At 61.5% G+C, this 12,051-nt stretch carries 12 protein-coding genes; 1 reads left to right on the forward strand and 11 read right to left on the reverse strand.

Features of this window, described 5'->3' with window-relative positions:
- Window position 1 precedes the first annotated feature (1 nt).
- The 11 genes from GGQ68_RS21695 to GGQ68_RS21745 all read right to left on the reverse strand — a co-directional run bounded on the left by GGQ68_RS21695 (window position 2) and on the right by GGQ68_RS21745 (window position 10,865).
- The gene (locus tag GGQ68_RS21695) at window positions 2-466 is read right to left on the reverse strand and encodes a tripartite tricarboxylate transporter TctB family protein (RefSeq protein ID WP_183969713.1); all 465 of its coding nucleotides are present in this window, start codon (window positions 464-466) and stop codon (window positions 2-4) included.
- A gap of 16 nt (window positions 467-482) precedes the next feature.
- Entirely contained in the window at window positions 483-1,406 is a 924-nt protein-coding gene (locus GGQ68_RS21700) for a Bug family tripartite tricarboxylate transporter substrate binding protein (protein ID WP_183969715.1), read from the reverse strand.
- Between the two features lie 165 nt (window positions 1,407-1,571).
- Window positions 1,572-2,609, reverse strand: a complete 1,038-nt coding sequence (locus tag GGQ68_RS21705; protein ID WP_183969717.1) for a tagatose 1,6-diphosphate aldolase — start codon at window positions 2,607-2,609, stop codon at window positions 1,572-1,574.
- The gene (locus GGQ68_RS21710; protein WP_183969719.1) at window positions 2,606-3,511 is read right to left on the reverse strand and encodes a PfkB family carbohydrate kinase; all 906 of its coding nucleotides are present in this window, start codon (window positions 3,509-3,511) and stop codon (window positions 2,606-2,608) included. Before GGQ68_RS21710 ends, GGQ68_RS21705 begins: the two co-directional genes overlap by 4 nt.
- Window positions 3,508-4,962, reverse strand: a complete 1,455-nt coding sequence (locus GGQ68_RS21715; RefSeq protein WP_183969721.1) for an NAD-dependent succinate-semialdehyde dehydrogenase — start codon at window positions 4,960-4,962, stop codon at window positions 3,508-3,510. Before GGQ68_RS21715 ends, GGQ68_RS21710 begins: the two co-directional genes overlap by 4 nt.
- Entirely contained in the window at window positions 4,959-6,029 is a 1,071-nt protein-coding gene (locus GGQ68_RS21720; protein ID WP_183969723.1) for an ABC transporter ATP-binding protein, read from the reverse strand. Before GGQ68_RS21720 ends, GGQ68_RS21715 begins: the two co-directional genes overlap by 4 nt.
- Entirely contained in the window at window positions 6,029-7,048 is a 1,020-nt protein-coding gene (locus GGQ68_RS21725; RefSeq protein ID WP_221235683.1) for an alcohol dehydrogenase catalytic domain-containing protein, read from the reverse strand. The genes GGQ68_RS21720 and GGQ68_RS21725 overlap by 1 nt, the downstream gene beginning before the upstream one ends.
- A gap of 3 nt (window positions 7,049-7,051) precedes the next feature.
- Complete coding sequence (locus GGQ68_RS21730; protein ID WP_246429497.1) at window positions 7,052-7,882, reverse strand: carbohydrate ABC transporter permease; 831 nt, start codon at window positions 7,880-7,882, stop codon at window positions 7,052-7,054.
- Window positions 7,883-7,892: 10 nt separating this feature from the next.
- Entirely contained in the window at window positions 7,893-8,759 is an 867-nt protein-coding gene (locus GGQ68_RS21735) for a carbohydrate ABC transporter permease (RefSeq protein ID WP_183969725.1), read from the reverse strand.
- 8 nt (window positions 8,760-8,767) lie between these two features.
- Window positions 8,768-9,484: an SDR family NAD(P)-dependent oxidoreductase gene (locus GGQ68_RS21740; RefSeq protein WP_183969727.1), complete on the reverse strand. Its 717-nt coding sequence runs from the start codon at window positions 9,482-9,484 to the stop codon at window positions 8,768-8,770.
- A gap of 82 nt (window positions 9,485-9,566) precedes the next feature.
- Window positions 9,567-10,865, reverse strand: a complete 1,299-nt coding sequence (locus GGQ68_RS21745; protein ID WP_183969729.1) for an ABC transporter substrate-binding protein — start codon at window positions 10,863-10,865, stop codon at window positions 9,567-9,569.
- Window positions 10,866-11,025: 160 nt separating this feature from the next.
- On the opposite strand from GGQ68_RS21745, the gene GGQ68_RS21750 reads away from it, so the two are divergent.
- Complete coding sequence (locus tag GGQ68_RS21750; RefSeq protein ID WP_183969731.1) at window positions 11,026-12,048, forward strand: LacI family DNA-binding transcriptional regulator; 1,023 nt, start codon at window positions 11,026-11,028, stop codon at window positions 12,046-12,048.
- The last annotated feature ends 3 nt before the right edge of the window (window positions 12,049-12,051 follow it).

Genomic DNA, 12,051 nt, shown 5'->3' on the forward strand with positions numbered 1-12,051 from the left:
TTTAGAAAACTCCTCCAGACATCATAAGGGGCAGGCGCAGGCCCAGTCCGTGATGGAACAGTGCCCAGAGACCGGGTCCCAGAACAGCCAGCGACACCGCGAAAGGCAGCGGGCGACGTTCCTCCAGCAGCCACAGAAGGACCGCGACACCACCCGTCACCGGAACGAGATATCCAAGGGTTGGAAGTGATACGGCGACCAGAAAAAGCATCCCGATCAGCGCGGTTGTCCGACCGAGGTGCTGCGCGCGCCCGTCGCTCGTGTCATCCGAGCGGGCAGGCCGTAAGGCGCAGCCCACGCCAAGCAGAGCCCAGAGGCCAAGCAAAATGCGCGGTAGACGCATCGGCTGGTCGGTGGAGGCGGCATTGATGCCGCCTCCACCTATAAAGGACCAACCGAACGCGGCCATGGCCAGCGTTACCAGTCCGAGACAAAGGATCCTGTCCGAATTTTGTGCCACTGCCATGTCCTCCCGCCCGGGCTTACTGGGTCAGTCCAGCATCGCGCAGGATCTGCGCATTCATCTCGGCGTTACGGCTGACGAAAGCTTCGAAGTCCTCCGCGTTGCGGTACATCAAGCCGGTGTTGGTCTTTTTTGCAAGCTCGACGAAGGCTTCGGCTTCAATCGCCGCCGCGCAAGCGTCAGACAAAGCGGACCTTTGTTCCTCGTCGAGTCCCTTCGGTGCCACCACACCCTGCCAGACGGAAAAGTCGAGGTCGTAGCCCAGCTCCTGCATGGTCGGGATGTCAGGGTAGGCCTCGAGCCGCTCGGGAGAGAAGACGGCAAGCGCGGTCACATCGTTGGACTCCATCACCGTCGCGGTATCGACAAACAGATCGATTTCGCCACCCGCCATGGCATTCATGGCCATGCCGGTGCCATCAAAGGGCAGGTGAACCGAATTTATCCCGGCCTCCGTCGTAAACGCTGCCATGGCCAGGTGCGGGATCGTCCCTGGCCCGGACGAGCCGTAAACCACGCGGTCTTCGGTGCCCTGCGCGACCCAAGCGGCGAGATCTGCATTGGCAGAACCACTTTTGTTCAACAGGAACACCGGTGTCGAGGTGGTCTGACAGATGTAGTCGAAGCTGTCGAGGCCGTAGGAGGTGTCCCGCAGCGAAGGCTGGATCGCGAGTGGGCCGATGGGCAGGTAGCCTAGCGTGTTACCGTCCGCAGCCGCTTGGGCCACAGAGGCGGCGCCGATGGTGCCGGAGGCGCCAGCAGTGTTCCGAATAACAACGGTACGGTCAAGCTTGGCTGCAAAGCCCGGCTCGAAAACACGTGCCACGGTATCGGTTCCGCCGCCCGCACCGAATGGAACCACCAGTTCCAGCGTCTGAGCCTGCGCTGTTCCTGCCACGCCGAACGCGGCACAGATCACTGCAAATGTAGTTGTCTTCCTCATGGTCTCTCCTCCCACTGAAGCATTGGCAACACGCTGTGCTGCCCTCCCTTAGTCAAAATAATAGCGCTACGATTTTTCTGTCAAACAGTCTTTACGGTTATCGGCAAATATAGTCTGAGCGTGTGCAAAGGGCACGGCGGCGGGCCGCTCCGCCGCGCCCCGTGATTATGCGTAAGCTGCTGAAAACGCACCTTCACGTGTGATGCCCGACGCGTCAAGCGCAGGCGTCCAAGGCGTTACCTTCTCGGAGGTCAAAGCCTTCAGCGTTCGCAGGCGTTGCAGGCCGTCGCGTTCCAGATGCGCCAGCACCGCTTCGACGTCCGGAAAACCACAGACAATCGAATCAAGCCAGATCGTCCGTCCGGCCAGGAACCCCTTCGCGCCTGCGGCATACGAATACTCAAGCACGCGACCGAAGTGTTCCGGCGCGGACCCGCCCGACAACATGACCCAAGGCGCGCCTGCCTCTGCGCAGATGCGGCCGAGTTCGTCGAAAGCCTGCGTGGCCTCGCGGTGCGCGGGGCTGCCGTCAAGCGGGGGCAGGCTGGCGGCGGGCAGGGGGGTCTCCAATTTAAACAGGTCGACACCGTATTCAGGTTTGGCAAATTCGCGCACGCTTTCGATCACCAATTCCGCCCGCTTGTCGGGGGATTCGACGTAGTCAGTGGTGTGATTGGCGGAATCCGGGAACGGGTAAACGAGCAACTCCAGCACGTAAGGCAGGTCATGGCGGCGACATTCGGCGCCGACGGTGCGCACGTAGTCCTGCTGGTGCGCGATGACCTCCGGACTGGCGTCGGGTCGATACCAAGCGAGGACTTTCACCGCGTCGCCGCCAATGCGCCGTATCTTCTCGACGCTCCAGTTTTCGATCGACCGACTCAGTCGCCCAGTCGATGTGTCAACGAACCGATGCTCTTCGAGCGTTACGATCATACCGGTGCTCGACGGTAGGATATCCATAGCGGCCGGGATGGCAAAGTTCGGGTCCAGCAGCATGGAAGACGCTTCCTTGCCCAAAGCCTGCACTAGCAGGCGCTTTGCTGTCTTTACTTCCTCAAAGCTCACCTCCTCCGGCGATACGTTGCGCGCTTCTGCTATGGCCGCGAAAAGCGGTGGGCGCTGGTCGAGAGCCACCATGGTGAAAAGCCCGTTCTCGTCCGCGAGCCGTGTCAGGCCCCTCTGTTTGCCGTAGGTGGTCATGCGTTCTGTCTCCATGTCATTAGTGTTTCGTCGCGCGCCGGTATGCCGCTGCGTCCGCCGGGTTTGGTGCATTTCAGGGCTGCGGCTGCGGCGGCGAAGCCCATCGCGTCGCGGATCTCCAGACCGGCGCCCAAGGCAAGCGCATAGGCGCCGTGGAACACGTCGCCCGCGCCGTTGGTGTCCACGACTGCGACCTTCATGGCGGAGCGGTGGCACTTTGTACCGGCGGAAATCCAGTCGACCCCGTCGGCGCCACGCGTCACGGCGGCCAGCGAGCAAGTTGCCCCGATGCGGTCGAGGTCACCGCCCGCGTAATCGAGCAGCGAGCTTTCGGAAAAGATGGCGTGATCGGTCAGAGGCAGAAGCCTGTCAAAGATTTCCGCGTCGGACACCTCGGCGTCCAGTACCGTCGGGACACCTGAAGATCGGGCGATCTCGAAAGCCTTCGCGGCCCCATCCGGCCAGCGTGGATCGGCCAGCACCACGTCTGCTTCGGCGATCCGCGCTGCTGGCAACCACGACGGATCATCTGGCAGGTTGGCGCCGCGGAAGTTGACGATCTGCCGCTCGCCCGCTGCATCGACCAGCACGCAGGATACTGACGATTGCGCGCCCGGGACCAGCTTCATGTCGGTGACATCCACGTCTTCGCTGAACAATTCGCGACGCATGGCATGACCGGCTTCGTCCGCTCCGGCACGACCGAGGAACACAGCCTGTCCGCCAAGGCGCGCCACGGCCACGGCCGCGGTGGCCGCCATGCCGCCCCCCCGCGAGGCGAACCCTTCGGCCCGTGTCTTGCCGCGCTCTGGAAGAGACTCCACCTGCCAGATGTGATCCAGCGCTGTCATGCCGACGCAGACCACGCGTGGGCGCAGTGTTTCTGGGAAGCCCGGGATCATAGACCGGCCACGCAGAGGTACTTGATCTCCAGATATTCCTCGATCCCGTATTTCGAGCCTTCGCGGCCAAGGCCTGACTGCTTGAACCCACCGAAGGGCGCGGCCTCGTTGGCGATCAGACCCGTGTTCACCCCAACGATGCCGCTTTCCAGCGCTTCGCCTACGCGAAACATGCGGCGCAGGTCGTTGGTATAAAAATAGGCGGCCAGTCCAAACTCAGTGTCGTTAGCCATGGAAATGGCCTCTTCGTCTGTCCTGAAGGAAACGACAGGGGCTAGCGGGGCAAAGGTCTCCTCATGCGCCAACCGCATCTTCTGCGAGGCACCGAAAAGAACGGTCGGCTCGAAATATGTGCCCCCCAGAGCATGACGCTTGCCGCCCGACACAAGCCGAGCGCCCTTTTCCAGCGCGTCAGAAATGTGGCTTTCCATCTTCTCCACCGCGGCCATGTCAATCAAGGGGCCTTGATCCGTTCCTGTCTCCGTTCCTGGACCAACTTTCAGCGCTGATGCCGCCTCGCCGAGCTTTTCTGCAAAGGTTTCCGCCAGGCTTTCGTGGACGTAGATGCGGTTGGCACAGACGCAGGTCTGGCCGGAATTGCGGAATTTTGCGATCATCGCGCCCTGCACCGCTTCGTCCAGATCGGCGTCCTCGAAAACAATAAACGGCGCATTGCCGCCCAGCTCCAGTGAAAGTCGCTTCACATCATTTGCCGCCTCGCGCAGCAGCCAACGTCCCACTTCGGTCGAGCCTGTGAAGCTGATCTTGGCCACGTCAGGGTTCGTGCAGAATTCCGTGCCGATCATTGCTGCCTTGCCGGTGACCACCTGGAAGATGCCCTCCGGTACCCCGGCGCGTTCCGCCAGCACCGCAAGGGAGAGCGCAGAAAGTGGTGTTTGCGAAGCGGGTTTGACAATGATCGGGCAGCCCGCAGCAAGTGCCGGGCCAGCCTTTCGGGTGATCATGCCATTGGGGAAATTCCACGGCGTGATCGCCACACAGACCCCGATTGGCTGCTTCAGCACTAGCACACGGCGGTCTTGCGACGGTGCGGGTATCACGTCGCCATAGACGCGCTTGGCCTCCTCCGCGAACCATTCGAGGTAGGCGGCGTTGGCAACGATCTCACCCTTCGACTCGGCCAGCGGCTTGCCCTGTTCGGCAGTCAGGATCTGCGCGAGGTCATCGGCATTTTCCACGATCAGCTCGTACCAGCGACGCAGGATGGCTGCGCGTTCCTTTGCGGGGCGTGCGGCCCATGCGGGCATGGCGGCCTTCGCGGCATCCACGGCGTCGCGGATGGTTTCCACCGGCAGCGACGGCACGATGGCCACGGTCTCATCAGTGGCTGGGTTGGTCACGGCGATGCCGTCCGTTTCCGAAATCCAACGATCCGCCACGCGGCAGGCATCGGTGAAAAGCGTCGGGTCTTTGAGGGAAAGCGCGGTCATACGGCCTCCAGTGTTTTTTGGCGCAGGCTGGCGCCGGTTTCAGGATCGAAGAGATGCGCCTTGTTCATGGCAACACGAAGCGATAGCCTTCCATGGGCGCGGGCGGGTGTGTCGGGCGGCACAGATGCGATCGCCTCCGTCCCTGCGAGGTCGAAGTGTACCAATGTTTCGGACCCCAGCGGCTCCGTCAGTTTGACCGGCACGCTTACTCCCGATAGATCCGGTACGAAGTGTTCTGGCCGGATGCCAAGACGGACGGATTGGCCTTCGCGCAGACTTTTCGGTGCGTCCAATATTGTGCCGTCAGTCAGTAGCAGCTTCCCTCCCTCCACCCTCGCGTCGAAGATGTTCATCGCGGGCGAGCCTATGAAGCCGCCGACAAACTCGTTAACGGGCTGGTTGTAGACTTCCTCCGGCGTGCCGACCTGCTGGATCACGCCATCCTTCAGCACCACGATACGGTCGGCCATTGTCATGGCCTCCACCTGGTCGTGTGTCACAAAGACCATAGTTGTCTTCAGCTGATCCGAAAGCGCCTTTATCTCGGCCCTGACCTGCGCGCGCAGCTTTGCATCAAGGTTTGACAGCGGCTCGTCGAAGAGAAAGACGCGTGGGTTGCGCACGATGGCCCGCCCCATGGCGACGCGTTGGCGCTGGCCGCCGGACAGCGCTTTGGGCCGCCGTTCGAGAAACTTGGTAATGTCGAGCAGCGCCGCTGCGCGGTCCACCTGCTCCGTGATTTCTGCCTTCGGCACGTTGCGCATTTCCAGCGCGAAGGACATGTTCTGCCGCACCGTCATGTGCGGGTAGAGTGCATAGTCCTGAAAGACCATGGCGATATCGCGTTTCGACGGCTGCACGTCATTTACCAGGTCATTGCCGATATATAGCTCTCCGCCGGAAATCGGTTCTAGTCCGGCCAGAACGCGAAGAAGCGTGGACTTCCCGCAGCCAGAGGGCCCCACCAGCACGACGAACTCGGTGTCGCGAATTTCCAGTGACAAGTCCGGGATAACGGTCAGTGCGCCGTAGGCTTTTGACAGTTTTTTCAGGGTGATGGATGCCATTAGCGGTCCTCCTCGTCGAGCACAAGCACCGGCTTGATCAGACCACCGCGTGCGAATTGGGCGAATTTCTCTGGCAGGGCATCGAGACCGAAACGGTCGTCCACGAGTCGTGCGTAGGCATCGAGATTGGCGCGCAGGAGCGCGACATTGGGTTCGAAATCGCCTTTTGGAAAATAGAAGGTGCGCAAAAGAATGAAGTCCTTGCGGCGGAATACCGGACCTTCGTGGATCGTCCAGGGCGCGGCATTTTCGCCGACGAGTACTATCACGCCCTTGGGCAAGATAAGATCTATGGCGATGTCGCGCGCCGGGTGCGCCCCGGAGCATTCGACGATCAGGTCGAAACGCTTTTCTCGGCTGCCGACGAAATGTGGCGTGGCGCCGAACTCTTGCGCCAGGTCCAAGCGCGCGGCATTCGGGTCAGAAACATGTACGCCCGAAAACCCCATCGCCTTTAACGCTAGCAGCACGCCGAGCCCCACAGGGCCAGCCCCGGTGATGAGGATCTTCGGCGTGTCGGTGGCGAGGTGACGCTTCGCCTCGCGCACCGCGTGCGCAGAGGTTCCGATCGTGTCCAGCAGCAGCGGCGCAAGGTCCACAGGGATGTCGTCGGGCACCGGCAACAGGCAGTTTTCGGGCACGCGCACCCATTCGGCATAGCCGCCATCGCGATTCCATCCGACCAGCGAGGACACTTCCGTACACATCTGGGTGTTGCCCGCCGCGCAGGTTTCGCAGGTGCCGCAATGCTCGGGGATGTAGACGGCGCAGTGCTGGCCTTCGAGGGGGTGCCCGGGTTGGCGTACCACTCCACAGATCTCGTGGCCTGCCACATGCTGTGCACCTTTGTGCCATAGCTTGAGATCCGACCCACACAGCGCTGTGCGAGTGACGCGCAGAATTACCTCGCCGGAGGCTTTGGTCGGCCGCTCTCTGGTGCCGATTTCAATCACGTTATCGCCCTTGAATTCGGCGAAGCGCATTGTTGATGGGAGGTCGTTGATCATAATTGTGTTCATGGTTCAGCCTTTCACTGCGCCCAGCGTCAGGCCGGAGATCAGCCAGCGCTGCACGATGGTTGCCAGCACGAGAGGAGGCAGGGCGATCATGGTGGCTGCGGCCATCAGCCCGCCCCAGTTGGTCGACCCTTCGCCGATGAAGTTGAAAGAGGCCGCGATCAAGGTTTTGGTATCCGAGTTCGACAGCACGAGGCTGAACAGGAAGTAATTCCAAGAGAACACGAACGCGAGGATGGTGGAGACAACAAGGCCGGAGGACACCAAAGGTAGAGCTATCTTCCAGAAGACCCGCGCTGGAGCACAGCCGTCGACCTGAGCCGCCTCGTAGATCGAGCGCGGAATGTTGTCGAAGAAGGGCAGGAGCACCCAGATCACAATCGGCATGGTAATGACCCCGTGGGTCAATATCAGCGCGCCGTAAGTGCCGATCATGTCTACCTGACGGAACATCAGGTACCACGGCAGCAGGAAAAGCGTGCCCGGCGCCATGCGTGCTACCAATGTGACGATGGCGGGCCAGGTGATGCGCGTCCAGGACGCCACAAAGGCGGCAGGGGTTCCGAGGATCAGGCCCAGCAAAGTCGAGCCAACGGTGACCACCATGCTATTGAAGGCATAGTGCAGGAACGGCGTGCGTTCCGAGAGCGTGACGTAGTTCTCAAGCGTTGGTGTGAAGAACAGCTTCGGCGGATAAGCGGTCACTTCGAAGGACTGCTTGAATGATGACAGCACCATCCAAAACGTCGGCGTAATCACCAGCATCCCGGCAATGAACAGCATCACCGAATTGGCGATACGGGCAGAGCGGTCTGACATCGGGTCGGACATTGACATGAAGGGCTCCTTACCAAGCCACGGCGGCGCGCAGCCGGTTCAGCGCAATCACCGCGCCGAGGACAATTGCCGAGAGGGTGATCATCAGCGCGCCTGCATAGCCAAGCTGGAAAAACTCGAAGCCGGTGCGAATGCCGTAAATGTTGAGCGTTAGAGAAGCATCAGCAGGGCCGCCCTGCGTTGTGATGTAAATGAGGTCGAAGAACCGCAGCAGGTCCACGGACCGCAACACCATCGCGGTGACCAGCGTCGGAAGCAGCAATGGCAGGGTGATACGCGTGAGTTTCTTCCAGCGCGGCGCGCCGTCGATCTCGGCGGCCTCGTAGACACCGGGCGGCAGCGACTGCAACCCGCCCAGCACGATCAGCGCGACGTAAGGGGTCCATTGCCAAGTGTCGATCAGCGCCAGTGTGGGCACAACCCATCGTGGCGAAGCGAGCCAGGTGGACGGCGGAAGGCCGACCGAGGTTAGCAGGTAATTCGCCACGCCGAGAGACGGATCGAGGATCACGATCCACATCATCCCCGCGACCACCGGCGGCATCATGAAGGGCGATATGAAGAGTGAGCGCACTACCCCTGGCAAACGTTTTGCGTTGAACAGCAGGAGCGCAAGCCACGTGCCGAAGAACAGCTGTAGCGAAAGAGACAGGAAGTACAGGTAGAAGGTGACCCATATTCCTGCCCAGAAACGGTCATCCCCGATCATCCGGGCATAGCTGCCCAAACCGTTGAAACGGAGCTGGCCGGTCGCGGAAGACGCGTGGAAACTGACCCAAATGGTGTAGAGGATCGGAAAGGCGATCATCCCGACAGTGAATATAAGCGAAGGCGCGGCCAGTGCGCCGAGCTGTCGTCTGGAAGTGGCGTTCTGCATGGGTTTTCTCAGCTTGCTAGGAAGCCGCCGTCGACGGCGTAGACCGACCCGGTGACATAGGCAGCAGCGGGCGAGCACAGGAAGGCAACCGTGCCTGCCACGTCTTCGGGCTGTCCCCAGCGTTTCAGGGCAGTCCGGTCGGCGATCCGGCTATAATGCGCGCGATCGGCGCGGCCTTCGGCGTTGATGTCGGTTTCGATGAAGCCGGGCGACACCGCGTTTACGCGGATACCATCCGGAGCCCAGGCATGGGCGAGCGCCCGCGTCAGCATGACCACTCCAGCCTTCGAGGCACAATAGGCCGGCAGGCGGGGCAGGGCGCGCTCGGCATTCATCGAGGCGACGTTGACGACGCAGCCCCGGGCGGCCTCCAGCGCACCGTGAAAGGCATGGCAGCAGGAGTAGGTGCCCGTTAGGTTCACGTCGATCACATGGCGGAAGGTGGCGCGTTCAAACTCTGCATCGCGTCGCAGAATACCGGCGCAATTCACCAGCACATCGAGACGCTCGAACCGGCTGGCAAAGGCGTCAACCGCTGTATCATCCGTCACGTCGAGCGCCACGCCAACCAAACCCGACGCGGTGACCTCGGCCTCTGTCGCACCGGTCACGGTGGTCTCGATGCCCCGGTCGCGAAGACATCGCGCGACGGCGGCGCCAATCCCGCCAGTTCCACCGATCACGACAGCGCAGCGCCCTGCGGGCATGGCAAGGGGGTCAGTCATTGCTTGTCCCTTTCGTTCCCAAACCTGGTGAAAAAAAACCGCGGGGGCATGGCTGTGCCGGGCACCCCGCGGGAAGTGAGGATCACTGGCGCGCAATCAGTGCATCAAGCTGCTCGTTCGCGGCGGCGCAGGCTTCCGCGACATCGGAATCGCCGAGCAGCACGGCATTCACCGCTTGCCCGATGTATTCCCGCGATTCCGGATTCTGGACGATGGGATACCCCACCTCCGACGTGCCCGTCGCCGCCAAGTCGGCCAGCGCCGCGTTCCATTCGCCGCGAACCGTCTGTTCCGCCAGCCAAGCCTGATAGTCCGGATCATCGGCAGCGCCCGCACGCGGAGGTGCAATACCGTCCAGTGCCAGCTTCGCCTGCATCTCGGGCGAGGTCGCCCACTGCACGAAGTACCACGCGGCATCCGCATTGTCGGAGAAGGCCGAGACAGACAGTGCCCAACCGATCGTCGTTGGGACAGAGCCGCCATCGCCAGCGGGCAGCGGCACGATCCCGGTGTCCTCTAGGCGCTCACCGCCTTCCATAACCGCCGAAAGCTCGTTCGATGACTGGAAGGACATTGCCGCCTGACCCGCACGATATAGCGAGGTCAACTGGTAGAAACTGTAGTTCACCACGCCCGGAGGGCCGTAGTCGCGCAGCAGCGTTGCATAGGTGTCGATGGCCGACTGGGCCGCGTCTGAACACAGCGCAGACCTGCCGTCCGCCATGTAGCTGCCGCCCATGTTGTGCAGAAAGTTGGAGAACGTGTAAGGCAGCGCCGGTTTCAGGCCGCGCGACGCAAAGGCCGTCATGTCGGGCTTGCAGGACTTGATGGTTTCGGCTGCAGCCTGAAGGTCTGCGAGCGTGTCGGGCACCTCTACGCCGCACTCAGCGAACACGTCCTTACGGTAGTAAAGCAGCGGTCCCTCGATGTTCAGCGGAATACCGGTCAAAACGTTGTCGAAGGTAGCAGCCTCGACAAGCGCGTCGCCAAGGCCATCGAAATCATACTCGGGCGAAACATCGTCCTTGGCGTGCTCTGCCAGGTCATTATACCAGCCAGCGGCGGCGAACTGCATCCCCTCGCGCGAAGGCAGCGTCATGAAGATGTCGATCTCGTCGCTGCGCGCGTTCATCACCGTCATCAGGCGCTGGCGCATTTGCTGTTCTTGGTAGCTGTCGACCGCCAGCGTAATGCCGGTCTTTGCCTCGAAGTCGTCTTTGTACTTCAGCACAGAGGTTGCCCATGGGTTATTGTTGGCGAGAAACGTGATCGTTTCGCCATCATGGGCTTTCCAATCGAAATCTTGTGCCAATGCCTGAGTGCCAAGCGCCGCGCTCAGTGCGACTCCGGCAACCCCTGTAACAAGCTGTCTTTTTGTCATTGAATTTCCTCCCTTTTCAAGGCGGCGCCTCCCCTCTGCTCCACACTTGTAACCGGTTACATATCGTAGCGCTGCGATTCGGTCAAGTGAGTAGAATTTGACCAATATTGCGGCGATAATTCACTATGCTATGGTGTAACCGGATACACTAAGGAGCATTATGTCAGAGCAGACACGACAGGTTGGCATACGAGACGTTGCGCGCGCGGCCCAAGTGTCGACGGCGACGGTCAGTCGTGCGCTCAACAGCCCCTCAAGCGTAAGCGCGCGGCTGCGCGACCGCATCGACGCAGCGATCCGCGACCTGGGCTACATCCCCGACGCCTCGGCCCGGGCGCTGTCGTCCAGGCGCACCCGAACGGTGGGCGCCATCGTACCGACTGTCGACAACGCGATGTTCGCGCGGGGCTTGCAAGCCTTGCAAAGCTACCTTTCAGGGCAGGGTTATCTGCTATTGCTGGCGACCAACGAATACGACCTCGACGTGGAGCTGGAGCAGGCGCGGAACCTCGTGTCGCGCGGCATCGACGGACTGATCCTACGCGGCGACGCCCGCCATCCGGATCTGCGCCGGATGCTGAAAACGCAGTCCATCCCCTTCGTCAACGTTGGCGTCTATGATCCGACAAAACCGTATCCGAGCGTCGGAGTGGACAACTTTGCAGCCGGACAGCGCATCACCCGGCACCTCACCGATCTCGGTCACCGCCACGTTGCGATTGTCTCGGCGATTCAACGCAATAATGACCGCGCGCAGGCTCGGACGCAGGGTGTTCTCTCCGTATTGCAAGAGGTTGGAGCCGAACCGCCGGAGGCTTGGCGCCTTCAGGTCAACTACAACCTCGACGAGGCGAAGCAGGCCGCGCGCGTTCTGTTTGCATCCGACGACAGGCCGACAGCGGTGATCTGCGGCAACGACGTCATCGCATACGGCGTGATGATGGAGGCGATCCGAATGGGCCTTGACGTGCCCACCGAGGTCTCCTTTGCCGGGTTTGACGATCTTGACTGGTCGCACCACCTTAGCCCGAGCCTGACGACGATCCATATGCCAACAGACGAAATCTGGGCGCAGGCCGGGCAGTGGCTGGTTTCCTCGCTCGACCGTAAGCCCGCTATTTTGCACCGCGAACTGGACTTCTCGCTTGTGGTGCGCGACTCTACCGCGCCGGCGCGCCGTTGAGCG

Source organism: Sagittula marina (assembly GCF_014196795.1).
Classification (GTDB): Bacteria; Pseudomonadota; Alphaproteobacteria; order Rhodobacterales; family Rhodobacteraceae; genus Sagittula; species Sagittula marina.

Coding starts and splice junctions, on each gene's coding strand:
- GGQ68_RS21750 (WP_183969731.1), top strand. CDS start 11,026: ATGTCAGAGCAGACACGACAGGTTGGCATACGAGACGTTGCGCGCGCG.
- GGQ68_RS21745 (WP_183969729.1), bottom strand. CDS start 10,865: ATGACAAAAAGACAGCTTGTTACAGGGGTTGCCGGAGTCGCACTGAGC.
- GGQ68_RS21710 (WP_183969719.1), bottom strand. CDS start 3,511: ATGATCCCGGGCTTCCCAGAAACACTGCGCCCACGCGTGGTCTGCGTC.
- GGQ68_RS21705 (WP_183969717.1), bottom strand. CDS start 2,609: ATGACCACCTACGGCAAACAGAGGGGCCTGACACGGCTCGCGGACGAG.
- GGQ68_RS21715 (WP_183969721.1), bottom strand. CDS start 4,962: ATGACCGCGCTTTCCCTCAAAGACCCGACGCTTTTCACCGATGCCTGC.
- GGQ68_RS21695 (WP_183969713.1), bottom strand. CDS start 466: ATGGCAGTGGCACAAAATTCGGACAGGATCCTTTGTCTCGGACTGGTA.
- GGQ68_RS21740 (WP_183969727.1), bottom strand. CDS start 9,484: ATGACTGACCCCCTTGCCATGCCCGCAGGGCGCTGCGCTGTCGTGATC.
- GGQ68_RS21720 (WP_183969723.1), bottom strand. CDS start 6,029: ATGGCATCCATCACCCTGAAAAAACTGTCAAAAGCCTACGGCGCACTG.
- GGQ68_RS21725 (WP_221235683.1), bottom strand. CDS start 7,048: ATGAACACAATTATGATCAACGACCTCCCATCAACAATGCGCTTCGCC.
- GGQ68_RS21730 (WP_246429497.1), bottom strand. CDS start 7,882: ATGTCAATGTCCGACCCGATGTCAGACCGCTCTGCCCGTATCGCCAAT.
- GGQ68_RS21700 (WP_183969715.1), bottom strand. CDS start 1,406: ATGAGGAAGACAACTACATTTGCAGTGATCTGTGCCGCGTTCGGCGTG.
- GGQ68_RS21735 (WP_183969725.1), bottom strand. CDS start 8,759: ATGCAGAACGCCACTTCCAGACGACAGCTCGGCGCACTGGCCGCGCCT.